26 protein-coding genes and 1 tRNA gene are annotated in these 24,614 nt (G+C 66.4%); 11 read left to right on the top strand and 16 right to left on the bottom strand.

All coding sequences use genetic code 11. The annotated features are described in order from the left end of the window. The first annotated feature begins 146 nt into the window (after positions 1–146). Both ACZ5AJ_RS14060 and ACZ5AJ_RS14065 read left to right on the top strand, forming a co-directional pair. On the top strand, positions 147–434 hold the full coding sequence (locus tag ACZ5AJ_RS14060; protein ID WP_464135662.1) for a hypothetical protein: 288 nt from the start codon (positions 147–149) through the stop codon (positions 432–434). Further along, positions 388–1,857 (top strand): type IV secretory system conjugative DNA transfer family protein, encoded by a 1,470-nt coding sequence (locus ACZ5AJ_RS14065; RefSeq protein ID WP_464135663.1) that lies wholly within the window; start codon positions 388–390, stop codon positions 1,855–1,857. The genes ACZ5AJ_RS14060 and ACZ5AJ_RS14065 overlap by 47 nt, the downstream gene beginning before the upstream one ends. Positions 1,858–1,921: 64 nt before the next feature. Here the strand turns inward: ACZ5AJ_RS14065 and ACZ5AJ_RS14070 are convergent, their stop codons facing one another. The 10 genes from ACZ5AJ_RS14070 to ACZ5AJ_RS14115 all read right to left on the bottom strand — a co-directional run bounded on the left by ACZ5AJ_RS14070 (position 1,922) and on the right by ACZ5AJ_RS14115 (position 11,400). Further along, on the bottom strand, positions 1,922–2,560 hold the full coding sequence (locus ACZ5AJ_RS14070; protein WP_464135664.1) for a hypothetical protein: 639 nt from the start codon (positions 2,558–2,560) through the stop codon (positions 1,922–1,924). After that, entirely contained in the window at positions 2,523–2,735 is a 213-nt protein-coding gene (locus ACZ5AJ_RS14075) for a hypothetical protein (RefSeq protein WP_464135665.1), read from the bottom strand. Before ACZ5AJ_RS14075 ends, ACZ5AJ_RS14070 begins: the two co-directional genes overlap by 38 nt. Before the next feature lie 18 nt (positions 2,736–2,753). Then, entirely contained in the window at positions 2,754–5,213 is a 2,460-nt protein-coding gene (locus ACZ5AJ_RS14080; RefSeq protein WP_464135666.1) for a relaxase family protein, read from the bottom strand. Then, positions 5,210–5,710 carry a hypothetical protein gene (locus ACZ5AJ_RS14085; protein WP_464135667.1) on the bottom strand — a complete coding sequence of 167 codons (501 nt, stop codon included), beginning with the start codon at positions 5,708–5,710 and terminating at the stop codon, positions 5,210–5,212. The genes ACZ5AJ_RS14080 and ACZ5AJ_RS14085 overlap by 4 nt, the downstream gene beginning before the upstream one ends. Before the next feature lie 559 nt (positions 5,711–6,269). Continuing rightward, complete coding sequence (locus tag ACZ5AJ_RS14090; RefSeq protein WP_464135668.1) at positions 6,270–6,737, bottom strand: hypothetical protein; 468 nt, start codon at positions 6,735–6,737, stop codon at positions 6,270–6,272. A 5-nt stretch (positions 6,738–6,742) separates the two neighbouring features. After that, the gene (locus ACZ5AJ_RS14095; RefSeq protein WP_464135669.1) at positions 6,743–7,432 is read right to left on the bottom strand and encodes a hypothetical protein; all 690 of its coding nucleotides are present in this window, start codon (positions 7,430–7,432) and stop codon (positions 6,743–6,745) included. Next, on the bottom strand, positions 7,429–8,238 hold the full coding sequence (locus ACZ5AJ_RS14100; RefSeq protein WP_464135670.1) for a hypothetical protein: 810 nt from the start codon (positions 8,236–8,238) through the stop codon (positions 7,429–7,431). The genes ACZ5AJ_RS14095 and ACZ5AJ_RS14100 overlap by 4 nt, the downstream gene beginning before the upstream one ends. A 27-nt stretch (positions 8,239–8,265) precedes the next feature. Beyond that, positions 8,266–9,210 carry a DUF2637 domain-containing protein gene (locus ACZ5AJ_RS14105; protein WP_464135671.1) on the bottom strand — a complete coding sequence of 315 codons (945 nt, stop codon included), beginning with the start codon at positions 9,208–9,210 and terminating at the stop codon, positions 8,266–8,268. Then, the gene (locus ACZ5AJ_RS14110; RefSeq protein WP_464135672.1) at positions 9,207–11,054 is read right to left on the bottom strand and encodes a DNA primase family protein; all 1,848 of its coding nucleotides are present in this window, start codon (positions 11,052–11,054) and stop codon (positions 9,207–9,209) included. The genes ACZ5AJ_RS14105 and ACZ5AJ_RS14110 overlap by 4 nt, the downstream gene beginning before the upstream one ends. A gap of 103 nt (positions 11,055–11,157) precedes the next feature. Beyond that, on the bottom strand, positions 11,158–11,400 hold the full coding sequence (locus ACZ5AJ_RS14115) for a hypothetical protein (protein ID WP_464135673.1): 243 nt from the start codon (positions 11,398–11,400) through the stop codon (positions 11,158–11,160). 223 nt (positions 11,401–11,623) lie between these two features. On the opposite strand from ACZ5AJ_RS14115, the gene ACZ5AJ_RS14120 reads away from it, so the two are divergent. Next, the gene (locus ACZ5AJ_RS14120; protein WP_464135674.1) at positions 11,624–12,031 is read left to right on the top strand and encodes a helix-turn-helix domain-containing protein; all 408 of its coding nucleotides are present in this window, start codon (positions 11,624–11,626) and stop codon (positions 12,029–12,031) included. Between the two features lie 526 nt (positions 12,032–12,557). Here the strand turns inward: ACZ5AJ_RS14120 and ACZ5AJ_RS14125 are convergent. Together ACZ5AJ_RS14125 and ACZ5AJ_RS14130 are read right to left on the bottom strand one after the other, a co-directional pair. Further along, positions 12,558–12,851 (bottom strand): hypothetical protein, encoded by a 294-nt coding sequence (locus ACZ5AJ_RS14125; protein ID WP_464135675.1) that lies wholly within the window; start codon positions 12,849–12,851, stop codon positions 12,558–12,560. Beyond that, positions 12,848–13,087: a helix-turn-helix domain-containing protein gene (locus ACZ5AJ_RS14130; protein ID WP_464135676.1), complete on the bottom strand. Its 240-nt coding sequence runs from the start codon at positions 13,085–13,087 to the stop codon at positions 12,848–12,850. The genes ACZ5AJ_RS14125 and ACZ5AJ_RS14130 overlap by 4 nt, the downstream gene beginning before the upstream one ends. A gap of 226 nt (positions 13,088–13,313) precedes the next feature. Here ACZ5AJ_RS14130 and ACZ5AJ_RS14135 point away from each other — a divergent pair, with 226 nt between their 5' ends. The 5 genes from ACZ5AJ_RS14135 (at position 13,314) to ACZ5AJ_RS14155 (ending at position 16,898) form a co-directional block, all read left to right on the top strand. Beyond that, positions 13,314–13,772, top strand: coding sequence for a hypothetical protein (locus ACZ5AJ_RS14135; protein ID WP_464135677.1), 459 nt, complete (start codon positions 13,314–13,316; stop codon positions 13,770–13,772). Continuing rightward, positions 13,769–14,875 carry a tyrosine-type recombinase/integrase gene (locus tag ACZ5AJ_RS14140; RefSeq protein WP_464135678.1) on the top strand — a complete coding sequence of 369 codons (1,107 nt, stop codon included), beginning with the start codon at positions 13,769–13,771 and terminating at the stop codon, positions 14,873–14,875. The genes ACZ5AJ_RS14135 and ACZ5AJ_RS14140 overlap by 4 nt, the downstream gene beginning before the upstream one ends. A 172-nt stretch (positions 14,876–15,047) precedes the next feature. Beyond that, the gene (locus tag ACZ5AJ_RS14145; protein WP_464135679.1) at positions 15,048–16,016 is read left to right on the top strand and encodes an Abi family protein; all 969 of its coding nucleotides are present in this window, start codon (positions 15,048–15,050) and stop codon (positions 16,014–16,016) included. A 76-nt stretch (positions 16,017–16,092) separates the two neighbouring features. Beyond that, a tRNA-OTHER gene (locus ACZ5AJ_RS14150) sits at positions 16,093–16,150 on the top strand. A 253-nt stretch (positions 16,151–16,403) separates the two neighbouring features. Next, complete coding sequence (locus ACZ5AJ_RS14155; RefSeq protein WP_464135680.1) at positions 16,404–16,898, top strand: hypothetical protein; 495 nt, start codon at positions 16,404–16,406, stop codon at positions 16,896–16,898. 110 nt (positions 16,899–17,008) lie between these two features. Here ACZ5AJ_RS14155 and ACZ5AJ_RS14160 read toward each other — a convergent pair whose 3' ends face one another. Further along, a complete protein-coding gene (locus tag ACZ5AJ_RS14160) occupies positions 17,009–17,797 on the bottom strand; it encodes a hypothetical protein (protein ID WP_464135681.1) in 789 nt (262 codons plus the stop codon). A 290-nt stretch (positions 17,798–18,087) separates the two neighbouring features. Here ACZ5AJ_RS14160 and ACZ5AJ_RS14165 point away from each other — a divergent pair, with 290 nt between their 5' ends. Further along, positions 18,088–19,374, top strand: a complete 1,287-nt coding sequence (locus ACZ5AJ_RS14165) for an ISL3 family transposase (protein WP_464135682.1) — start codon at positions 18,088–18,090, stop codon at positions 19,372–19,374. 504 nt (positions 19,375–19,878) lie between these two features. Here the strand turns inward: ACZ5AJ_RS14165 and ACZ5AJ_RS14170 are convergent. Further along, the gene (locus ACZ5AJ_RS14170) at positions 19,879–20,466 is read right to left on the bottom strand and encodes a hypothetical protein (protein WP_464135684.1); all 588 of its coding nucleotides are present in this window, start codon (positions 20,464–20,466) and stop codon (positions 19,879–19,881) included. Positions 20,467–20,728: 262 nt separating this feature from the next. On the opposite strand from ACZ5AJ_RS14170, the gene ACZ5AJ_RS14175 reads away from it, so the two are divergent. Next, positions 20,729–21,211 (top strand): hypothetical protein, encoded by a 483-nt coding sequence (locus ACZ5AJ_RS14175; protein WP_464135685.1) that lies wholly within the window; start codon positions 20,729–20,731, stop codon positions 21,209–21,211. 325 nt (positions 21,212–21,536) lie between these two features. On the opposite strand, the gene ACZ5AJ_RS14180 is transcribed toward ACZ5AJ_RS14175, so the two are convergent. Together ACZ5AJ_RS14180 and ACZ5AJ_RS14185 are read right to left on the bottom strand one after the other, a co-directional pair. Then, a complete protein-coding gene (locus ACZ5AJ_RS14180; RefSeq protein ID WP_464135686.1) occupies positions 21,537–21,995 on the bottom strand; it encodes a HipA domain-containing protein in 459 nt (152 codons plus the stop codon). Between the two features lie 415 nt (positions 21,996–22,410). Beyond that, a complete protein-coding gene (locus ACZ5AJ_RS14185) occupies positions 22,411–23,799 on the bottom strand; it encodes an MFS transporter (RefSeq protein ID WP_464135687.1) in 1,389 nt (462 codons plus the stop codon). 164 nt (positions 23,800–23,963) lie between these two features. On the opposite strand from ACZ5AJ_RS14185, the gene ACZ5AJ_RS14190 reads away from it, so the two are divergent. Next, positions 23,964–24,521 carry a helix-turn-helix domain-containing protein gene (locus ACZ5AJ_RS14190; RefSeq protein WP_464135688.1) on the top strand — a complete coding sequence of 186 codons (558 nt, stop codon included), beginning with the start codon at positions 23,964–23,966 and terminating at the stop codon, positions 24,519–24,521. The last annotated feature ends 93 nt before the right edge of the window (positions 24,522–24,614 follow it).

The raw sequence follows: 24,614 nt of genomic DNA on the forward strand, positions 1-24,614 counted from the left end.
GAAGTGAAGAGCCCGGGCGCTGATGAGTAATGCAGATCTGCTTCACCGAAGTTGGCGGCGGATCAGGCTCAAAAGTGGCCTCGGGATGCTCTTATTCTAGTCCCCTCTCTTGATTATTTTCAAGTGTCTGAACTAGAATTTCTCGTATGCAGCTAGAACTTCCAGATGACGACACTCCGACGCTCAAGGCCGTCCTGAAGCAGGCGTCCGAGCAGGTGGATCGCCATGTGTCCGGTGCGGCGTGGCTGCAAGGTGCTGTGCGCGTAGCGGACGCCGATGCCGACGTCGCGCGGCGGATCGCTGAGGCGGCACCGGACACGGGCTACGGCGGTGCGCGACGTGGAGCCGGTCGTCCGCGCAAGATCAGAAAAGAAGAGGAGGCCCCCGATGGGACTGATGGACATGATGAAGAAGCCGACGGCCAACACGAGTAACGAGCGCGCGGCACAGCGGCCGGCTGCGTCCAAGACGCCGCTGATGCCCTACGCGGGCCTGCTCATCGCAGACCAGGACCCGCTGGACGACGGGCTCAACGCCGGACGCCGGGCGGGAGACCTTGCGCTGAGCGGCTGGCACATGCTCCTGTGCGGTCTGACCGGCTCCGGCAAGGGCCGCCGCGTGATCACCCCGGGCATCATCATGTTCGGACAGAACCCTGTGATCGCGATGTCGACGAAGGGTGACCTCGCGGATGACACCATCCGCAAGCGCGCTCAGCGCGGCCCTGTGTACACGCTCGACCTGTCGAACGAGATCCGCGAGTCCGAGCTCCACGGAGTCGACGTCACCGCCGTCCGCTCGGACCCGTGCGCGCTCGTGAGCACCGACGACGAGGCCATGGCGATGAGCGATCTGCTGCAGGCCACCGCGAAGGTCGGCGCGGCGGGCGGTGGAGGCGGCGGCGAGTCCGACCCGACCTGGACCAACCTCGCTGCGCGGCCGCTTGCAGCGATGATCCGCACCGGAGGCGCGATCCCGCACCCGAAGACCGGCCAGATGGTCGACGGCGGCGGCATTCAGTGGGTGCTGGACGCGCTCGACCACCCGCCGAAGACTGGGGCCGACGGTCAGCCCGTCGAGGACGAGACCGAGGATGATCTGATCACTCCGAACTGGTCGAACGCCTATCTGCGGGCGAGCTCGCTGCTGGAGTCGCGCCACGCCGAGTCGCTGCGCGCCGTGATGAACATGGTTGACAAGCAGCGTGACTCCGTGGCTATTAACATGCGCAACGCGCTGAAGGCATGGTCGCTCTCGACGGTTGCGGGAGACGAGTCGATGCCCGCGTTCCACCCGCGGATGCTCGAGGAGCCCGGGGCCACTCTTTACATCGTCTCGCCGGCCGACGGGTCTGCAGCGTCCGCCGCCTGTGCGGTCATCGAGCAGTCGATCCAGTGGTGGCGGCGCAACGTCGGGCGGGACATGCCCACCCTCGGACTCTTCCTCGACGAGCTCGCGCAGTGCGCGCCCCTGCCGTCGCTCCCGGAGCACGTGAGCGTCTTGCGCGGCTACAACATCCGTCTGCTCGCCGCGGTGCAGAACACGAAGCAGCTCAAGCGCCGTTACAAGGACGCCCACGAGGAGCTCATGGTCACGTTCCCGAGCATCCTGATCATGCCGGGGACCCGCGAGAAGGAGCTGCTGGAGGATGCCGCCTGGTTCGCCGGTGAGGACGAGCGCGGCACGTCGTCGACGGACGGCCTGAGCCGCTCGACGCAGTCGGCCGAGCGCACGGAGCGCATGACGTCCTCGGAGCTGCTTCCGCGGAAGAAGGGCACTGCGCGCCTGTTGATTGCGGGCCAGCCCGGCATCCTCGTCAAGGTCCCGGACATCAGCGAGACGGATCTGCTGGACTGACGCAGAGCAGGACACAGTAGAGGGCGGGAGCGCGATGCTCCCGCCCTCTACTCGTGCGCTCGGCTTACCGGCTCAGGCTCTCGTCCCGATCCCGGTCGCGACCCTGCTCACGGTCCTTGCGCAGGCGCTCCCGTGCGGCCTCGAGGCGCTCCTGACGCTCGTTCGTCTCCGGCCCACCGTCCTGAACCTGGTCCTGTTCCGAGCCGTCCTTCGAGGCTCGATCGGCAGACGAACCGCGGTCACGCGACTGCTTCTCGCCGACGGTGCGCTGCTCGGAGCCTTCTGCCTGCTGCGGGTCAGACTGCGCCCGCTCAGCCTCGTCCTCCTGCCGCTGCGCTTCTTCCTGCTCGCGCTGCAGCTGCTCCTGACGCTCTGCCTCGAGCTTGCGCTCGAGCTCAGCCTGACGGTCGCGCTCGATCTGCTCCTGCTCCCTGAGGCCCTGCTTGACGCGGTCCGCTTCGCTGCTGCGGCGACGGTTCAGGTCATCCTGGGCTTTCTGGTACTCCGGCGAGTTCAGCGCCTGCTCTCCGAAGCGCCGGCGAACAGCCGCCTCGTTCTCGTTCGCGAGCATCTCCCGCATCTGAGCGGCCTTCTCCTCGTCGATGTCCTGCTGGTTGGTCGTGGTCTCAGCCATGATCTTTCCTCTCTTTCCTGGGCTGTCGTACTTACGGGTTCTGTCTGCGCAGGCGTTCGGCCTTCTCACGCAGCTCGTGCGCCTCAGCGCGATAGCGGTTCGCGCTCGCCTGCGACAGCGTGATCTGCTGCGGGCTGCGCCGGCGGTAGAACGCGTTCTCCGCCTCGATCTCGTCCGCGTGCTGCTCCCGCAGGGCTGCCCTGCGCTCGAGGCCGCGCACCTCGATCTCTGTCATGGTGTCCATCTCCATCACCCCCTCTCATCACCCGAGGCTCTGGTCGTTGTCGTTCGAACGTGTCGAGCTGCGGTCGTTGGTGAGCCGTCGACGGCCCTCCTCGAGTCGCTTCTCGGTCTCGGTGGGCTCGAGCTCAGCGACGCGTTGCTGGCGCTGTTCGGTCTCGTGGCCCTCCCGCCAGGCCTGCTTCGAGGCCGCGTAGTCACGGTGCTCGTAGTGTCCGGCGGCGATGCCCTCGTGACTCTGCTTGCGGAAGCGTCGAGCGAAGGTGATCTGGTAGCTCAGGTCGTTGATGCGGTCGCCGTGAGTCAGGCCGAACTGGTCCTCACGGCGCAGAGCGTCGCGCTCGTCACTCATTGCATTGAGATCGTCACGCGCGACCTGATCTTCGGCACGGACAGCCGCACGTTCGGTGAGGGTCCGGTAGAACGGCTCGCTCATGTACTCGCCGCGTCGCTCCAGCGTGTCCTGAGCAACGCCGCCAATGCCCTGCTTGTCGGACACACGCGCCTCGAACTGGGCGTCGGGCTCGCGCCCGCGGTAGTCCTCTTCGAGCTGCGCGAGACCCTCGATCTTGCGGCGCTGGTGCGGCGTCAGGTTCCTCTGCTCAGCGAGCACGTCACGCAGCCGCGACCGGAACGGCTCGGGCTCGGCGACGTCGAGCTCTTCCTCCGGCTGACCGTCCTGGCCCTCGCCGGAGCCCTGACCCTCGCCGTCTTCGTCGAGCTCGTCTTCCTCGGTCGCCGGCTGGATCTGCTGCAGCGTCAATACCGACTCCTGCTCGGCAGCGGGAGCCTCTGCAACGCCGACCTTCTCGGCCCCGAGCTGCTGCTGATCGGTGGCGATCGAGTTCGATGGAGCCGGCGTTGCAAGCACCTTGGCCCACACGACCTCCTCGGGCGTCTCTCCGCGCTCGCGAGCCGTCTCCGGCTCATCGAGAGCCTGCCACTTCGCCTGCAGGAATCGGACTTCGTCGCTCTCCATCTCACCGTAGAGACCGGCAGCATCCATGCGACGCACCGGCGTACCGTCGTACGTGCTGGCACCGGCGTACACGGAGACCTTTTCCTCGATCAGCTGCGCAAGTTCGTCCTCCGAGAGCTGGGCGAAGCGCGCCGGCGGACTGTCGAGAATCCGCAGCTGCTCCTGCCGGTAGGCATCCGCCTGCGCGGTTAGCTCCTCACGGGCCTGACGTCGCTGTTCGTCGCGTAGTCGGGCAGACTCCATACGATCGGCGGCCTGCTGCTGGTGGCGCTCTTCAGTTGCCATCGAGTTGATGTCGGCTTCCAGATTGCCGAGCTCGACCTGCTCCTCGTCGCTGAGGTGCTGCGACGTGAGGGGGAGTGGCTTCATCGCGCCGGCTCGTTGTCGTCCGTCCGGCATCTCGACGTCGAGCCCAGCCGAGCGCCGGGCAAGCTGCGTGTCGATAGCGTCGTGCGCGTACTCGGGCCCGAGCGTCGCGCCCTTCACGCCTTGCTTCGCGCCATCGAGGGTGTAGCGGAGGTCGTAGCCCGAGCTCCGCTTACCACGACGCAGCCCCGTCTCGTCCACGATGATCCCACGAGACCGCATCTCCGACACGAACGAGTCGCGGTCGGTGACACCGTCGGCGGTGAGCACCTCGTACGCCTCGCGGCGAATCCGATCCTGGTTTGTCTCCTTGGACTGCTGGCCCTCGCGCTCCGCGCGCTTTGCCTGCCAGTAGCTGCTCTGCCCGTCCCGGCGCTGTGCGGCCTCGTACTCCGCAGTGCCGACCCGTGCCAGCGACTGCTTGAGACCGTGCTCAGGATGGTCATCGAGGTATTGCTCGAACCGGGCGCGGACGTCGTCGACGCGCGTCAGAGCTCCGCCCATCTTGCTCCCGGCCGTGTAGTCGACTCCATCAAGGGTGAAGTCGGAGTAGATCGTCGCGTTCGAGGCGATATGGATGTGGGCAAGACCCGACTCGCCGTTGCGCTCCAGCCACAGTGACTCCTGGAGCCCGGGGTAGTGCTCCGCTCGCTCTGCGACGACGGCGTCGAACGCACGGTGTAGCGCCTCGGGGTCGTCCGGGTTCACGAGCTCGCCGCTGAACGCGACGATGGTGTGCGTGGCCTCGGACTGCTTGACGTCGGCGGTGAGCTCGTCGGGTTCGATCCGCAGATGCGTCGGCGTCTCTCCGTTTGCCACCGGACGCTTGCGCCAGCGGCCGCCCGTGTGGACCTTGACGTGCGTCCCGGGCTTTCCGCTGGCGTGCAGACCCGTCTCCGGATCGACGCTCTCGTACTTCGCCTTGGTCGCACGGCGGGCACCATCGGTGCCGTACTTCATCCGCGTCGCCTTGAACTCCGCGATCTGTGCGCTCACGGCGTGCGAGCAATGGCGCGACGCAGTGAAGAGGTGCGGATCCTGGCCCTCCTTCAGCTGGTCCCGATACTTCAGGAGGTCGGCAGCGTTACGGCCCGTAAGCACCTTGACGGTGACGCCGCCGTTCGTCGGCTCGCTCATGCAGCCCTCGCCTTCGCGATAAGAACGCGGACCTCGGCGAGAACGGCGTCGTCCCCGGACTCCGCCGCGCTCTGCGCGATGAGCTGACGTTCGATGCCCTGCAGTGCAAGGACGAGGTCATCGAATCGCTCGGCTGTGATCTCCTCCACACGACCGTCGCGGATCGCTGCTGCAAGGACGTTGCCGAACTTCGAGATCTGGTTGTTCTGCACGCCGATGGCCCGGCGCTGGTGAGCGCGATCGCCCCACGCGGCAGTGGCCACCTGGAGCGCGTCGATGAGTGGTTCCACCGACTCCGCTTCCGCTTCGTCGGCGGCGGCAATCGCGCGATACCGTTGCTGCGCCTCGTCGCCAAGATTGAGCCACATCGTCTTGAGCGCGGTCGCGCGAGAGACGCCGAGCTGCGACGCCTGTGCGTCGAGCTTCGTAAGATCTGCGGACGACATGCTTACGCCCACGACGGTGCGCTTGTTGCGCGACTGCTTCGCGGTGGCCATGAGCGGTGTCTCCTCGGACTCGATGTGGATCAAGTCCGAGCCCGTTGGCTACTCGGCCGCGCCGGAAATTACTCCGTTAAACGCTCTGACGATAAGCAAGTCACCGTCCGGCGGACCACAACATGAGATGCAGCCCGTATGCATAAATTGTCTCACAAGTTCGACCCGTACGGTAGCGAAAATAGGGTGTACAAATGCTGGGGCAAGCAGTCTGTCCAGTTAACATCTCGCTTCGCTCGACCGGGCTTCGCCCGACCTGGACAGCTGCTTGACTCCGGACTCGCTTCGCTCGCCCTCCGTGTGAAGGAGGGGGCGTTGCCCCCTTGCTCGCTTCGCTCGCTACCCCCGAGAGAAATGCTCCTCGCGCTACGCGCTCGGTCAGACCCGCCGCTAACGGTGCAACATGCCTGCGGCATCGGCAGCGGAGCGGACGAAGCCGTGACAGGGCCGCAGCGGAGCGAAGGGCTCGTGCCTCGCTTGCGGCACGCATGAAGAAGCCCCGGCCACCTGACGGTGAACCGGGGCTGTCGATGACGCCGACGAGGTCGACGCGGTGGTCTCATGCGGCGTAGCTGGAGAACGTTGAGCGAGGCTCGTCGTCGGACTGATGCTGCGGCTCATCATCCAGCTCGCCGGCGGCATCAGCTTCGCGCACCTTCGGCTGCGGTCGACGCTCTTCCCGGCCCTCTTCGTCGTCGCGATGGAGCCGCGCGAGGACGTCCTCATCAGCGGCCTCGACGAGGGATTCGACCGCCGTGAAGAGTCGCTGCGACCGAACCTTCTCATCGCGGTCGGCGGCGACCTGCACCGACTTCCCGCGCGAGACGCGCGTGGTGCCGTGCTCCGGCTCGATACCGAGCAGTTCGTAGAGCGCGATCATCGTGCGCGTGTGGCTATCGCCCGCGTGCTTCTTGGCCTTCGCGATTGCCGTCTGCTCCTTCTTGGCCTCGGCTTCGCGCTCTGCTTCTGCCGCGGCGAGCTTGGCGCGCAGAGCTTCGATCTCAGCGTCGATCTTCTTCGTGGACATGGTGGTTACTCCTTGATCTCGATGGCGGTGCTGTGGTGGATCTTGTCGGTGCCCCACGGAGCGGGAGCGGAGGGGGCACCGGTGGCGTCGGCAGCGGCAGCGGACGACGGAGTCCTCAGCCCTGCGTCGTCACGCTCGTGGCCACTCGTAGCGGCAGCGGAGGTGGCCTCGGCCTGGGCGGTAGCGGGAGCGGACGCCTGGGTCTTGTCTCCCTCGTCTGTGACGTCGTTGCTGCGGCGTTCGTCGCGCGTGCGCAGGGTGCTCACATCCGACCTGGCGGCCGGCTGTTCGTGGGCCTGCGGGCCCCTGCATGGAGGCCGCGTGCCTGAGGGCGTCAGGTCAGAGAAGGCGGACAGGCCGCCTGCGTGGGCGAGGGCGTCGAGCACGTGGCGCAGCGCGTCACCGTCGATGCCGGTGATCGCATCACCGAGGTCGACGGGATGATCGCTGCTCGCCAGGCTCGTGACGACGCTGAGGACCCTGCGCTCACCGCCGCTCAGAGAGCCGCTCTCGGCCGCTGCGAGGTCGGCGTCGAACCAGTAGCCGCCGTCGCGATTCTGTCGCGTCCACGGGCCGCTCAGGAGCCTGCCGTCCAGTGAGTTGATGAGCAGCTCGACGGCGGCTTCGAAGGGGAGCAGGCCCTGCGCCCAGGCGCGGAGCGACGCTGCACGGTCGCCGCTGTCGATGGTGCTCATTGCAGCTCTCCACCCGTGGCATCGTGAAGGAACGTCGCCCACCGCATCCAGCGGATCAGGTCCGCGCGCGTGCCCTCGAGGATGTTGCCCTCGACGTCGTCCCAGCCGACCCCGTTCGCCTGCATGTGCTTCAGGAAGCAGCCGTGGCAGTGCCACGCCAGCGTCGGCTTGTGAAGGACCCACGTTGCGCGTGTCCGGCCGCAGTCCACGCATTGAGGCTTCGGATCGGTGAGGACGACGTCACCCTCGCGCCAGATCGCGATCCAGTAGGTTCTGCCTCCGTACCAGCCGCCTGCATCGTTGATCTCGACACGCAGACCCGGCTTAGTGCCGAGCAACATGAGCGCATCGCGGTCCTTCTCCGAGAGACCGTACGGCTGAGAGACGAGAGCCGCCGGCGCTCCGTCTCGCGTCCAAGTCGTCACGTGATCCATCCAGTCACCGCCGAGGTCGATGCCGCTCGGTCGGAGATCGCCGAAGCCGTTGTTGATCACGTACCGGCAGTTGTAGTCCAGGCAGCGTCCGGTGAGCAGCCAATGGATGCAGCCACTCCCGCGCCAGCTCGACAGCTGCACGTCCTCGGCACGCGCCCACGCGACCATCGCCTCGCGAGCGGCGAGATGCGTGTTGGGCCCATAGGGCCAATTGCCCTGCCGGACGCCCACGGACTCCGCCTGCGCATCGAGCACGGCAAGCCGCGCCTGAGAATCTGCGTCGATGTGCAGGCGGCAGAGATACTGCCTCGGGTTGTCGAGCACGATGTAGGTCCGTCGTTCGCAGCACTGGTTCTGCGGGATCGAGGTCATTGCTTCATTCCTTTCGTTGGTCATGGTTCAAGCGGCGAACGCCGAGGGTTCCTGCTGGCGAGCCGCGGTGACCCGTCGCTGTGCCTGGCGGTCGCTCAGCTCGAGCAGGTTCGCGATCGCGCGCCACGTGACGTCGTCGCCGGCCTTCGCTCGCTCGATCACCCACGAGATCTGCTCCGCGGGTTCTGTGGGGAGCTCGCCCACAGGCTCGAGCACGTGAAGCTGGATCCGGTCGTCGCCGGTCTGCTCGCCACCGGCAATCGGCTCGTCGCCGTCGGCAATCTGCGCTGGCGAGTCGCTGGCAATGAGATCTGGAGCAGTCGCCACTGTGGCGATGGGCCCGGCGACGGTCTCGCCACTGGCGATCGCCACCTCGCCGTCCGCCTCGCCGGTGGCGACGTCCTCGTTGCTGGGGGCAAGAACCGCGGCAACGGGGGCGGCGACCGTCTCGGCGACAGCACGAGGGGCGGCAACGTCGATCGCCTGGCTCTGGGTGGCTGTCTCGCCGCCTTCCACGTCAATGACGGTCTCCGGGACGTCCATTGCTCGCGAGGGCGTCAGGAGGCGCACCAGGAGCTCGCTGGACCCCAGGAGCGCCACCGGCGGCAGCGTGCCGAGGAAGATGGCGAACGCGAGCGGGATGCCCTGGGCCGCGCTGAAGATCACCGAGGTGTGCACGCCGTTGCAGATCACGGAGATGACGGCGAACGCGACCAGCAAGACCCACGGCACCGCACGGTCGCCGCGTGCCTCGCCACGGCGAGCGAACAGGTAGACCATCGCCGCGACGATCGTGCCGTCGACGATCACCGGCAATCCCCAGGCGACCTCTCCGGGGAACCCGGCGCGCTCCATGAGGTCCCGCATCGCCACGAACGACATGCCGAACGAGATCACGGAGATGATCGCCACCAGGATCGCCGTGATGGCGACGGGCCAGCGACGAGGCGAAATGTGTGTCGTGGTGGTCATGCTGCGGCCTCCTCGGCGTCGTTGGTGGCGGGCGTCGGCACGGACACGGACGCGGCGGTGCGCAGGACGCCGCGGTAGTTCGGTGCGATGTGCGGGCGACCGAGCTTGTAGGGGTCGTCGCCCTTGTAGACCGGGCTGTACCAGGTGGTCACTTCGTACTCGGCGATCAGGGGCTCGGGCTCATCCATGAGGTAGCCAGGTCGCGTCGCGGGATGCTTGCCCTGCGCGTTCTTGGGCTTCGTGAACCAGTCGTCGTCAGAGGTGAGCAGGCCGACGAGGTCGGAGATGAACAGCTGACGGCCGACGACAGATCCCGAGGGCGACACCCTCTTGAACCAGTTCTTGTAGAGGTCGTAGAGGAACGGGAAGGGCAGCAGGTCCCAGGCGAACTGATCGCGGAACTCCTCCCAGAAATCACGCACGGGGTCGTTCGTGCTCTTGTACTCCGCGAGAGCGGCCTTCGTCGCGGCCGGCTCGGAGAACTCGTAGTAGGAGCCCGGGGTCGCCGCCCCTGCGCGGTTGATGACGTACCAGAGCACGTACTCAAGCACCTCGCGCCGCTGCAAGTAGTCGTTCTTGATCTCCTTCCGCTCAGCCCCGGTGAAGGACTTCGTGAAGGGGACGAACAGCTGCCGCCGGTAGAACGACTCCGACTTGTCCTTGGAACGCGGCATCTCATTAAGGCACTGCACGACGACGCCCCAGAACTGGTACGCGATGGGCGTCCGGTACTTGCGGTTGATCTGGATGACGTCGTTGGTGACGATCGCCTTGAGGTTCGCCGCCTTGTCGATGAAGGTGCCGACGTCGTTCTCGTCGACGATCACCGCGTTCACCTTCATGAGGGGCTCGAGGGCGAACTCCTTCCCGAAGTCGCTCAGCGGGATGGACGTGTGCGCCCCCTCGCCGACCAGGTTGCGCATGAGCGCGCAGAGCGTGCCCTTGCCGTTGTTCCCCGCATCGGAGTGGAACCAGGCGGTCTTGCCCCAGCGCACGTGCGGCCGGACGGCGGCCCCCAAGATCTCCCAGATGAGCTCCGCAAGCCCCTCCTGACCGGGCTGGTCGAAGAGCTCTGCGACCCAGGACTCGACGTCCCAGGACGTGCCGTCGGGGCCGGTGATGACCTGCCTCGAGGCGTTCTCGACGTAGTCCACGTGCGCCTTCGACGTGAAGACCAGCGCGGGATCGAAGGGGTGCAGCGCCTTGGGCTCGAAGTGGAACTGCGTGCCTCGAATGGTCAGCGTGGTGGACTCAGTCCCGTAGAAGACGATGCCGTTGTTCACCGCGATGAGATCCCGGTTCGTGCACTGAGTCGCGCGCGGGGCGTCCTCCTTCAGGATCGCCTGGACCTCCTTGAAGTCGTTCAGCGAGAGGGAGGCGTCGTACTGGCGCGCGACCGAGCGGATCTCGTCCTCAGACACCGTGTAGGTGCCGGCTCCGTAGCCCTCGTCCTGGTACATGCCCAGCAGGTCGTACTCGCGGTCGGTCTCCGAGGCGTTCGGGGCGATGCGGATGACGCGGTCGATCGCGACCATGGCCTGCCCGATCTGCCAGGGCGTCAGAGTCCGAGCCTGCGGGTAGCGCTGATCGCCCTTGTCCATCTTCATGTTCTCGGTGCGGATCAGCGTGTTGCCGATGGCCAGCAGGTCGTTCTCGACGGCACTCGGCGACGGTGCAGGAGCGCCCGAGGCAGCCCAGGCGGCCAAGTACCGCTTCGTCACGCGAGTGATGATCGAGTTCAGGGGAGCCGGGACGCTCGTCTCGGAGAACTCGTCCATGACCGCGGAAGCGAGGTCGGTCGAGTCGAACACGGGTGCGTTGCTGGGGTCAGCCAGATATGGCATAATTGGGGTATCCCTTCATACGGATCGCCTGATACATGAGCGCCAACTCGTCAGGCAAAGTCTTTGGAAACGCCCCGGCTTCGGCCGGGGTGTTTTTTCGTTCTCAGATGTCGACCATCGGCTGCATGAGCAGTGGGACATCGCGGCTGCGGATCTTCGTCTTACCCTTGCCGGCAAGCTGCATGCCGAGCCCGAGGCTCTTGATGGCGCGATTGATCGTCTGGCGGTCGCCATACCCGGCGGCAACAAGCTCACTGATCTCGGTGAGCTCTTCGAGGCTGCCGTCTTCTTTGAACAGAGAGACCGAGCAGCCTGCACAGCGCTGCGTGGAGGGTGTCGTTGTCATGTTCCGAGCCTTTCGTGACGGGCATCCGTGCCCGGTCACAATCCGCGTGATTCGCGGCCCGGTCCTCGCTCGCACTCCCGTGCGTCTCGCCTCTCCCGTGGGAGCTGTTCGTGCGCTTCGGCTTTCGCCTGGATTCGTCACCCGATGGGGTGGCTGATGACTCCATCCTACCCGATTGAGTGTGATTGCACCACTTTGGACGTACATTGAATGTGACGATCACATGATTCGACTGGTAAACGAGGCAAAAATGAGCACAACTACAGGCGCAGTCTTCGCCCGCCGCACGCGTCAGGAGCGCAGGAACGCCGGCATCACCCAAGCCGAGCTCGCCGCGCGGCTCGCGGAGGTCGGCCTGCAGATCGATGCCAGTGCCATCACGCGCATCGAGCGCCACGACAGGGCGGTCAGGCTCGAAGAGGCCGTCGCGATCGCCGCGGTGCTACACGTGCCGCTGCAGTCGCTCCTCGATGACGACGCAGAGGGCTCCGGCCGGCTCGCGGAGCTGCAGGCGGATCTGCGCCAGGCGCAGTGGCAGGTGTCGGAGGCCGAGGGAGTCCTTCGTCAGGCACAAGAATCCGTCGTCGCGATCGAGCAGATGATCGCTGAGCTCCACGCGTCGCACGAGTAGATGCCGATAGTGACGCAGCGCCGGCTGTAGCACCCCGTAGCACTTCGGGAGCACCCTGTAGCACTTCGGAAATGCCGGGGTGCTACGTCGCAATCCGAGTGCTGACGCGGAAAAACGACCATCGGGTGGTCGGTGTAGCACTTGTAGCACTGGATCCGAACCTTTTATAGGGTTCATGAGTATGTGTGTCAGAGGGCAGTTTGGGGTGCTCTGTATATATCTTTCTAAGATCTAGTGCTACAAGTGCTACAGGCCCCTCGATGCCAGTGCTGACAAGGGAAAACCCTGTAGCACCGAAGTGCTACAGGGTGCTACAGGGGTGCTACACCCGGTGCTACATGAGGCCAGTCATCACCCTGATGGCCCCTCCCTTCCTGACTACTGCGAGGTGCGCTGCCCCCGGACAAGGGCCCGCAGGCCCACGTAGCCGGCCGTCAGGCCGGATCTGAGCACCCTGCAGCGGCGCTCCGCACGCACAGAAGCCCCGGCAGTTCCGCACCGGGGCTTCTCCTTGTTCTCCTACCGCTTAGCCCTCGTCGCGGCCAGGGTGCAGGCGCTGTCGCATCGCGCGCGTCGCGACGGCCACCTCCTCCTCGTTCATCGTCGCGAGCGCCTCCTGCCACGTCTCCATGTCGAAGCGCGTGCCGAGCGCGAGGTCGATGAGCACCTCCCGCATCCCCGCCGCGCGTGCCTCGGCGACGTATTGCTGGACGAAGTCGTCCGCCTCCCGCCGCCACGACACCGCCGCGGCGATCTTCCGCAGCGGTGTGGCGTCCTCGGGCAGATAGAACGTGACCACGGGCTTCCTCTCGCCCGTCATGCCGCGGCCGCCATCAGGTCTTGCGGCCGATTCTCGCGACAGATGATGAACGCCCGTAGATCCTCGGGGTCGATCCGCCACTTGGCGGCGGTGCCGTGTCCGCCGACGTTCGTTGCGCGCAGCTCACCGTCGGCGATCAGGCGTCGCACCCACCACGGGGTGACGCCTAGTGCTGTCGCCGCGGTCTTCGGGTTGAGCATCGCGTGCGCGCGGATCATCTCGTCGAACGTCGTCATCAGGGAACTGCTCATGATGCGCCTCTCAGGCTCCCTCGAGCCCGATGCCCCGCGCGCATCTGGCGCGCCTCGGTCCCGTACGGCCTCCCGGCCGGTTGCACTCGCCTCGCTCAGAGACGCGCGCGGCAGCTGCCGCGTCTTGACGGTTCGGTCCCACTCGGACCTGGCGCGGTCACGGTAGCACGCGGTAGTCAGCGGGTAGTGATGGGTGGTAGTTTTCGTTGGCATGACATCGACCGACCTCCCGGATGACCCCGAGATCCGCATTCCTCCCGAGTCCGCGCTCCTGCGGGCCACCTACCAGAAGAGCGGCCTGCGCGTCTCCGACCTCGCGGCTGCGACCGGGTTGAGTCTGGGTGCGGTCACCATCGCTCTCGACGGCTTCCGGTACCGCGACAAGGTGAAGAAGACCGTGGTGCCGCCCGACGCCACGCTCGTGAAGTTGGGCGCTGCACTGCGCATGCACCCACAGATCTTCCGCAGCATCAATCGGACGCGTGCCGCCGAGCTACTGGAGGAGGCGCTGGAGGCCGAAGAGTCCCGTCCGACGTTCGCCTCCGATGCCGAGGCCCGGGCGCACGTCGCCGGCAGAGCGGGGCTGGCTCGGCAGATCCTCGGCCAGTTCTCGCTCGACGAGCTGCGCGCTGAGGTTGCCCGTCGAGAGCGCCAGAAGGAGGCGAAGTGACCGTTTACGACCTTTGGGCCGACCTGTCGAAGGCCGAGATCGCCGAGAAGCGGTCTAGGAACGCGCCGCGCTGGCAGCGGCGCTGGCGCGACGGCACCGGCCGTGGGGCCCCGCAGCGCAAGCAGAGCTACAAGGAGCACCAGAAGGCGCAGGCACGCCTCGACGACGCACAGCAGCAGGCCAACCCCAAGGCGCGCAGCATCGCCCGTGGCTCCGTCACGATGAACACGCTGCTTGACCGGCATCTCGCGGCGAAGAGCGATCGCGCCCCCGGGACGATCGCGGCTGACGAGAACCACGCACGTCATGTACGTGAGGTGTTCGGCGATCGCGTCGTCTCCACGCTCGACACCACCGAGATCGAGATCTGGTCGGTTCGGAAGGGTGTCGCGGCAGAGACCCGGAAGAAGGACGTCGAGATCATGCGCGCCTCGTTCAAGCGCGGCATCCGCGACCGGCTTGTTGATCTCGACCCCACGGAGGGCATCGTCGTGTCCCTCGGGCACCGCGAGCGACCCTCCTACTCGTCCGCGCAGCTCATGGCGATCATCCATGCCGCGTCCAGTGACCTCGATCGCGCCCTCCTCGGCGTCCTCGGGCTGATGGGTCTGCGCTCCGGTGAGGGGCGGTCGCTGCTGGTCGGCGACCTGCGCGACGGCCAGCTGACGGTGAAGAACGGCGGAGCCGGCACCGACACCACGAAGACGCGCGCGAGCCGCCGCGTGCTGCCTGTCCCCGCGACCGTGCTGCCCTGGCTCGAGGAGCTGGCCGGTGACCGTGCGAAGGCCGACTGGATGTTCCTCAGCCCGCGTAAGAAGGGCGCGTCTGTCGCCGAGCAGTACGCCAACCAGGCACTCACCCGCGCCGTGGCACGCGCCAACGAGGATCGCGACGAGCCCATCCCGCGGTACACCGCCCACGCGCTGCGCCACACGTTCGCGGCGATAACGCTGTCCGAGGCCGGAGCCGACCTGCTCGCGGTGTCGAGGGCGATGGGTCATGCGCGTCCGTCGATCACGCTGGACCGCTACGGCCACCTCGCGCCGGCCGGGCTCGCCCCGCTCATGGCGAAGGTCGACGAGCTGGTGTCGTCCGCAGCCTGACGGTGGCACCAGGGGCCCGCACCTCTATCCCCGTCGCCGCTGCGTGAGACGCGCGAGATGGCGACGATTCTTGCGTTGTGTCGGAGGCTCTCGCTAGTCTGGCACCACCAGTCCCCCCGCCGCCTCTCCACGATGCGCCCTGCGGGGGTCCTTTTTACCGTCGGACGTGTTCATGAGCGGCGATCGCCCTTATCTGACGCCCGAGCGGCGCGCGCAGTACCTCGTGGAGCATGGCTACATCGAGGACGGAAGCCTGAGCGATGAGGCTCGCTCCTTTCTCGCCCGTACGAACTTCCACTACTTCCTGGGGTACGCGCGGAACTTCCGCAAGCTCCGGCGCGACGGTCTGATCGAAGGCGACGATCGCATCGACCGTGTGATCCGCATGGTCGAGCTCGACCAAGAGGTGTCGATGCGGCTCTTCGCGGCACTCAGGACTCTCGAGTGGCGTCTACGGGCAGCCCTCGTTGACGAGCACTGCCAGCTGTATCCACCGAAGGGGTGCTTCCTCCAGGCTGACCACTTCAGCGTGATGAGCTCGGATGCTCGGCCAGTTGATCAGATCCTGCAAGAGCAGGTCGCACGGTCCCGCGAGCCGTTCGTGCTCGGAGCGTTCGAGGCGCACGAGAGGGCGCACCAGCGACCCTGGCGCGACAGCCCGCGCAAGATGGCAGAACCTGACCGGATCGCCGCCATGCAGACGTTGCCGATCTGGGCGGTCGTCGATGGATGGACGCTGGGGCTCCTCGAACGAGTCGTGACGGAGACCAAGCCGATCACGATCGAGGGGGAGGAACGCTGGCTGTGGAAGGGCATCGCCAGCTCCTTCAGCATTAGCAATCAGGTGTTCCACACCCAACTCAACAGCCTGATCGTCCTCCGCAACCTTGTCGCACACCATTCACGACTGTGGATGCGACCCACAGCGAACACGTCAAGGAAGCCGAAGCTCTTCGAGACGCGCCTCCGTGACTCCGACAGTAAGTCGATGTACGTCGGGTGGTTGACGCTGGCCTCGTTCCTCGCTGCAGGCGGCGGTGCCAAGGAGCTAATCGCTGACCTTGACGCCCTGATCGGTCGTGATCGCCTGTACGAACTGGGTGTCAAGCGGCCGTTGAGCTCGGCAGACGTCGAGTCATAGAGGGACAGCGCGGCGAGCCTGTGCGCCCGGCGTGCGCCCTGTTGCTGAATGAAACCCCCTATGACCAGGCGATATGTGCCGAGCGGGAAGGCTTTGCAAGCTTCAGGTCAGGGGTTCGATCCCCCTAGTCTCCACAAAATCCCAGGTCAGAGGCCGTTTCTCGCAAGAGAGGCGGCCTCTGATTGTCTTTCGGTGCGGTGCTCTGGTTCCAAGCTGAGCGTAGTAGATTAATGGCATGTCGTAGCCAATCGTGTTGGTTCGCGTGCGCCTCGTGCGTCTCCGCGACCAGCGGTTTCACGCGAGGTTCGACCCGGCAGTACGTCTGGGTGCGCCTCGTGCGCCCGGGGAGCGGCTAGCTGTGTCAGTGCCCCTCGACATACTGTCGACATGGTCCGGAAGATGACGCCCGCGCAGTTCAAGGCCGCGGTGAACAAGATGCAGCGCCAGCAGAAGCAGGCGGGCGACAAGTACAACCGCGAGGCCCGGCGGCACAACGCGGCCGTCAAGAAGGCGGTGGGTGACTACAACCGCGAGGTGCGCGCGTACAACGCCAAGGCTCGTGCGCACAACGCGGAGGTCAGGAACCAGCGCCGTCGTCTCGACCAGGAGATCCGCCGACTGAGCTCGCGGCCGGCGGCGCGGACCTTCGTCACCTACCGGTCGTCGGTCGAAACACTCGCGCACACCTACACCGAGACAGAGGAGAGCCTGGCCGGGCGGACAGTCAGCCCTGCTGGGAGAGACCTCCTCGACCGCGGCAGCCTGGCAGCGGAGTACCTCGTCGAATCGATCGCTGCTGCCAGCGCCGTCCGGGATCATCACCAACGCTTGCATACGGTGCTGCTCGTACGCGATTCAACCGGTCCCGCACCGGAGCTCTGATCGATCGGCTGCCGAACGGGAACACCAGTCCTGAACCGTGAGACAGCCGCGAGCCCTGCCACACGCGTTCGTCGTGTTGACGATTGCTGCGGCGCGCGGAGCGGGCAGATTCAACTCCATCCCAGGCGAACAGCGACCACGTCGGCCGCCCGCGAGGGGAACTCATCCCAGCCGGGCTCAAGGATCTCCCGAGTGAGACGATAGAGCTCCAGTGCTGACTCCTCGAGCGGTAGGTCGAGCGATCCTGCGATGCGCGCGCCCCAGATCGGGAAGTCGCGCTCGAATCGCCGCATCGGATCGTTCGTGTCACGAAGCTCGGTGGATGCTGCGTCGAATCGACCCCGGATGGCGCGCACGAGAAGCTGCACTGCCCACTGCCTGATGAACGCGTTGCCGTTGAGTCTCTCGCCACGCCGCACCCTGCCGACGCCTATCAACAGCTTCACCAGTACGAGCCGCACGTCGTTCGCCGGGTCGAATTGGTCCGCCTCGCTGGAGCGCGCCCGCGCCCGCGCCAGCAATGTCGCTGTCGTCTCCGACTCGTCATCGACCACCACCGTAGCGTCGCCCGCACGGGCGCCGTCGAGTTCGTCAGCGTCCGCGAAGGCGAACTCGAAGACGTGCGCATCGTCGTAGACAGCGACGAAGCCGATCTCACCTTCCCTCGCCGTGAGAACCAGGCGGTCGTGGTCGGGAAGCCACGACAAATCGGGGCGAATCGCCGCGCCGCGCCCTGCCTCGGCAAGTGTGAAGAAGTCGTGGTCCGACCATTCGTCGCGTCGACTGCGCGCCTCGTCCGATGCGGATCCGAGCAACACGAGGCCGATGAGGCCCTCGCGTTCCCGAACGGAGGTTGCTAGAGCTGCGCTCAGTGTGTCGAAGCGCTCAGGCGAAGTCATGGCCGCTCCATTCGCTGCCTAGCGCGACACTCTCCGCTTGCGGTTCGGACGCTGGCAAGCGGGGTCGCCGCAGGCCATCATGAAGGTAGCCCGCCGTGCCAACCGTTTCAGTATCTGCAAAGCGATTCACACGTGTCAGTCTTTCGCATCCGACGTGGTCTGACAACGGGCAAGTCGGCTCTTCACGGTTCGTGGTGAAGGAGAGCGTCGCGTCGCTGGCGTAGAACGGCCCGTGGCCCTGCTGTGATGGGTGTTGTCTAGACATCCACATCCCAGAGGACCACGAGCCTGTGCACGAGAGTACTGGTTCGCAGCGCGATGCTGCGAGCACGATCTTCAACCTGCCCGACTACCGCGTCATCGACGCGATCGATCTGCCTGATGGCGGTCGGCGGGTGGTGATCGCCTCGACCGTTCCGCCCGGGTGCCAGTCGTGCGGGGTGCTTGCGACCACGGTCCATTCCCGCCGGTCCCAGCGGGTCCGGGACGTGCCCGTCGCGGGGGCGATGGAGGTGGTGTGGGCCAAGCGGCGCTGGTTCTGCCTCGAGCCGGCCTGCGCCCGGCGCTCGTTCTGGGAGGCCACCGAGCAGGTCCCGCACCGCGCGCGCTCGACGACCCGGCTGCGGAACCAGCTCGTCTCTGCCGTGATCACTTCGGGCCGGGCAGCCTCGGAGGTCGCCCGGGCTCATGGCGTCTCGTGGTGGCTGGTCCAGGCTGCCCTGGCAGCTGCTGCCATGGTCCTGCCCGCTGTCGATGACGTGCCCGTGACCCGGTTGGGGGTCGATGAGCACCGTTACCGGTCGGTGCGCTGGTTCCGCACCGACCAGGGGGCCTGGAGACGGTTCGAGCCATGGATGACGACGCTGGTCGACCTGACCTCCGGGCAGGTCCTCGGCATCGTCGACGGCCGGGATTCCACCTCCGTGGGTGACTGGCTCGCTCAGCGCTCTGAGCCCTGGCGGGAGCGGATCGAGATCGTCGCGATCGACCCGTCGGCCGCGTTCCGCAAGGCACTACGGACCTACCTGCCGCGGGCTGCGGTCTCGGTCGACACGTTCCACCTCGTCAAGCTCGGCAACGACATGGTCACCACCGTTCGTCAGCGCCTGGCCCGCACCCATCACGGTCGTCGAGGCCGCAAGGACGACCCGGCCTGGGCGCACCGGATGCTGCTGCTGCGCGGCGCTGACACCCTGACCCCCAGGGCCTGGGAGCGGCGCGAGACCGTGTTCCGCACCGATGACCCCACCGACGAGCTCTCCGCAGCCTGGGGCATCAAGGAACAGCTCAGACGCCTGCTGGCCACCGACACCCTCGCCGACGCCTGGGACGAACGGATGCGGATGGGCTACTACTGCCAGATCGCGAACATCCCCGAGGCGACGAAGCTCTACGACACGATCGTGACCTGGTGGGACGCGATCGAAGTCCTCATCGTCACCGGTGCGACCACCGCGAGAGTCGAAGCGAACAACACAGGCATCAAGAACATCAAACGCACCGGCCGCGGCTTCCGCAACCCCGAGAACTACCGGATACGTATCCTGCTGACCAGCGCCGCGAAAACCGTAGCGTGAACACCCACCACAACAGGGTCATTCACCACGAACCGCGAAGAGCCATGAAACATCGAGGCTAGTGTCGCTGAGAGTGATCGCAGTACTACCTGCGCGGGCCGCGTGTGCGCTCTCGACACGACCCCACGCGGCAGTTCGAACTCGAGGACATCATCAGCGTTGACTTCCTCGACCGATCAAGCCGCCCTGGCCATATTCTAGTGAAAACGGCCGGGTCGGATTGATCTCACGTGGGGCTGTGGCATAGTGAGACAGCGGATCTACTCTGTGTCCTCAGTCTCAATATCTTGAGCTTCGCGAGCTTCAGCTCGCATTCGCATCCGATCTCCCACGAAGTACGCGATCGTCACTCCTACAAGAGTGATCGTGACATTAACGCTACTCGGAAACGGGGAGCCGTAGGCGACAATCATCGTCAAAGCGACTATTGCAGCAACGACAATGACTCTATCTCTGTGAGCGATCATGTTCACCTACCTATACTACATCCGAGACAGCGGGCGGTCAGTCCAGGCAGCTGATATGGCCTGCGGCGAAGCCTGCCAGGAATCCGATGGGGATAACGGCGACCTCGCCAGGTCCCGTGAATACGCCGGTGATGGCCGCGGCGAGTGTCGCCGCAGCGGTCGTCTTGATGACGCAGTGCGCGTACGCGCCCTTCTGCATGGGCTGCACAGCAGGTGCGCTCGACGAGGTGCTCGCCGACGTGCTCGCGACGGTGAACACGGCTGTCGTGCCACCCGTGATGCTCCACGTGCCCGTGTAGCTCTTTGAGCCGACGTCGATCGTGGTGACAAGGTCTACCCTTGAGCCGTCCGCGGCGACAATGGAAGCCCCGCCGCCAGTGGCGGGCTTGAAAGCGAATCCCTTCGCGATGTCGATCTGCAGTGATCCACTATCGAGCTGTGACGCGAGGTCATCGGTCGCTGCTGACGTTGCGCTCTGCGTCGTTGAGCCTGCCGACGATGCAGCATCGCCGACCCCCTGAGCTGATGCTGGCGTAAAGGCGAGTGCTGTAGCCAGAGCCAGGCCTGCGGCAGTGAAAGCAGACCGGCGCATCCCTCCCTTGTTGATAAAACGCCAAGTAGTCATGGATGGGTTCCTCTCTTCGAATCAATTGCTTGTGAGAAGTATCCTGTGACCCTGGTCAAGGTCTCCACCCTGCATTATTGCTGTAGATCTGTCAAACACCTGTTCATAGAGACTCGCTATTCAGCGGTGATGCAGGGTGTCGGTCGTCCAGGGAGGGTGTCGACGCGGAGGGGTCAGACACCAGACGAGCCCGAGTGGATGGGGGTGCGACATGTTCCTGTGACCCCACCCGAATGTCCTACCTGCCCGGCATCTTCTGGTTGTGTCCGGGGATCTGGTCCAGCGCCTCCTCGAGGTCGTGCGATCCGACCTCGGCGACCCTGCGATGTGGGGCGTGCCGGTCCAGATGCGCGACTCCCTGGCGCTGTGCGCCCTGAACTCCGGGCACTCGCTACGAGCGAGCTCCGCGTCCGTCCGGCGTGTGCTGCGCCGCTACCGAGATGGCCGTCTCGCCGCCGGCGCTGACCCTGACGAGGACTCCGGCCCGGACCTCCTGGTCGTCATCGACGCCGTCGGTGTCACGACTGCGGAGCAGCTGCGCGAGCGTGCGGAGGACGACGAGGCACGGTGGGCGTGGATCCAGGCGACGAGGCTCGGAGCGCTGTCCTGGCAGTACCTGCTGATGAACGCCGGCGTCCGATCGCTGACGAAGCCTGATGTGATGATCTGCCGATACCTGAGCCATGCCGCGGGCGAGAAGGTGTCGGTGTCCCGCGCGACGCCGCTGCTGACCGAGGTGGCCTAGGAGCTGGGCGTCGAGGTGCGGGCGCTGGACCGCGCGATCTGGCTGCACGAGTCACCATCCGGTGTCTCCTCCACGACGACGAGGTACGAGGCGAGAACATGATCCAGTCAGGCGACATCAATGCGATGCGAGCGCGAACGGTGTGCGCTTCGAGCATCACGGCATCACCTACGAGGGCATCGTGCAGTGGATCGAGGACAACGACTCTCCGCTCTCGCAGGAGACGCGTCACCCCGGCTGCGTGAGCCTCATGCTCAGCACGGGACAGACGATGAACGACCTGCCGAAGACGACCCCGGTCGAGACGTCGTTCCGACCTGCTACCTCAGGCGCGCCTGAGCGCGTCCCGTCGGGGTTCGATGCCCTCGGCCATGAGGGTGATCTCCTGTTCGCTGATGCCGTGTCGCCGCGCGGCCTCTCGCCATGTCGAGAGCACCTCGCCGTTCCCTGCGATGCGCTCGAGTGCTCGCGCGGCGCTGAGCGACCACGCCCCATGTTCGGCGAAGAATCCGTGGTAGCGCAGATGGTCGTCGGTGTTCCCGATCCCGACGCTCACGACGACCCGGTCGAACAGCTCCCGATGCTCAGCAACCGGTGAGCGGGCGTGGTCGCGGATCCCTGCGACGATGTCTGCGCAGTCCCGGTGCTCGCCGTCGTCCGCGCCCAGGAGCTCGGGCAGGGAGATCACCTTCGGGACGTACGAGGGCGGACAGAGAAAGTCCGCCTCGCCGGCGATGCGATACCGCAGCGTTCTCTGGCGGGTGTCGTCGCTGACGCCGAGCACGAGGTCGAGGTCGTCGAGTCGGCGCGGTACCGACCCGGCTCACGGCCAGAGCTGAGTACTGCATAGTCGCGCAGCGCGGTGGCCCCGTCGTGATCGTCTCGGTCGTGGGCGCGGCCAGCGCGCTACCCCGCTATCGCGGACTCAACTCACTGAGCCGGTGATCCCGTGAGTCCGTGAGCCGGTGAGCCCGTGATCCCGCCCAGGGCAGTGTCCGTCTACCGCCGCTTGAAAGGCGTTCAAGCGGCGGTAGACGGACACTGCTCGCTGGTAGACGGACGCTGCTCGCTAGCGATGGCGAGCACCCCACGCTCCGCGCGCTCGGTGCGGCTGGCGGCGACCACGGCGCGGCCGTCGCGTTCGAGCTAGCGGCGGATCACGGTGCCGACCTCTCCGCGGGCGCCGAGGACGAGGGCCCTCATCCTCGGGCCCCCTCTCCTGGCTCGTCGGGTCCGAGTGCGAGGACGCCGAGCAGGAGGATGATCGCGCCGCAGACGACGACCAGGATCCCGCCGGGCAGAGCAGCGGCCGTCGGCCGAGCGGCGTCGTCGGCCGGCAGGATCGCCACGAGACCGCTGGCGATGGCCACCCCGAAGGCGGTGCCGACCTGGCGGGCGGTCGAGGTGATGCCGCCGGCGACACCGGCCCGCTCACGCGGCAGGCTGCTGACGGCCGTGTTCGTGATCGGAGGGCTCGACAGTCCCACGCCCGCCCCGACGAGCAGATACGCCGCGAGCAGGATCGGCAGGCTCACCCCCGCGTCCAGCCGCACCAGCAGCATCCCACCGATCACCAGGCAGACGCCGGCGACGATCAGCGGCCTGCGCGGGCCCTTCGTACCGACCAGGCGGCCGGACGCCGGAGCGATCACCAGGGCTCCGACCGCCATCGGCAGCGTCGCTGCGCCGGCCGCGAGAGGTGTCCAGCCCTGGCGGTGGTGCAGCAGCATGGTCGTCAGCAGCAGGGTCATGCTGAACGCGATGAAGATCGCGATCGCCGCGAGCACCGCAGCGGCGAAGCCCGCTTTCCGGAACAGCGCCGGGTCGATCAGCGGCTCCCGACGGTGCGACTCGGCCCGCACGAAGCCCAGCAGAAGGAGGGCGAGCGCCAGGAGGACGATGAACCAGAAGGTGGGGGTCCAGTCGGCGTAGGGGCCCTCGATGAGCAGTCCCACCGTCATCGCCACCATCAGCACCAGCAGCACTTGTCCGACAGGATCGAGTCTGCGGACGCGATCGGCCCTCGACTCGGGCACGAGAGCGGTGACCAGCAGCATGGCCGCCAGCGTCAGCGGAGTGTTGATCCAGAACACGGCGCGCCAGTCGAACATGGCGATGAGCGCACCTCCGGCGACCGGCCCCGCGGCCAGGCTCAGGCCGAACATCGACGACCAGACGCCGATGGCCCGTGCGCGCTCTCTCGGGCCTGGCATCGTGTCCACCACGATCGCCAGGGTCACCGGCGTCAGCATCGATGCGCCCGCTCCCTGGAGTGCGCGTGCGACGATCAGCCACGGCGCCGATGGCGCCGCCGCACAGGCGAGGGACGACAGCCCGACGACGATCAGACCCAGTCGGAGCACGCGACGCCGACCGAACCGGTCGGCCAGCGCTCCAGAGGTGATGAGCAGGCTCGCGAAGGGAACCGTGAACGCATCGACCACCCAGGCCAGGTGCTTCCCGTCGACATCCAGCCCGGCTCCGAACTGCGGCAGCCCGACCGTGACGATCGTCGTGTCCAGCCCCACCAGGAACAGCGCCGACGCACAGATCACAAGCACCGTCCACCTGCGGCGTGCGCTCAACATGGTCGGGGTTCCTCCCGTGCTGGTCACGGACACGGCGCACCTGCCTTCTCGTCGGTCTCCTCGGTCGGCGACATCCGACTCATCGGTCGTCGCGGCGTCACGGATGCTTCCCGAGGTCGATCCCGTGCGTCGAGCACTCTTGCAACATCTGCAAAGATGTGGACGTGGACGTCGGCGAGATCCTGGAGGCCATCGGCCCGCGCCTGCGTCAGCTGCGCAGGCAGCGTGGCCTGACCCTCGTGGCCGTCGCGGACCGATCAGGTCTGTCGGTGAGCACCCTGTCGCGCGTCGAGACCGGAAGGCGGCAGCCCACACTCGACCTCCTGATCCCGCTCGCCCGGGTCTACCGGGTGTCGCTGGACGCGCTCGTGGGCGCGCCGGCGACCGGCGACTCGCGGGTGCACCTCGAGCCCTACCGTGCCCAGCACGGTGGGGTCATCGTGCCGCTCACCGAGTATCCCGGCCGTGTGCAGGTGTTCAAGCACGTCCTCGGGCCGCGCGAACCTCGGCTCGTCACCCATCGTGGGCACGCCTGGCTCTATGTCCTCGCCGGGAGTCTGCGTCTCCTCCTCGACGACGAGGAGCACCTCCTCGCGCCCGGGGAGACCGCACAGTTCGACTCCATGACCCCGCACTGGTTCGGCCCCGCGGATGGTCTCGCCGTCGAGATCCTGCATCTGTTCGGTCCGCGAGGCGACGCCGCCGTCCTTCGGGTCGCTTAGCCTCGAGATTTCATGTGTGGGTGGTCTCGACCGGTGGAAGACATGAAGAAAGGTGCTCCTGACCTGGGATGATACGGGGTGTTGAAGCTCGTA

Source organism: Brachybacterium zhongshanense (genome assembly GCF_055385755.1).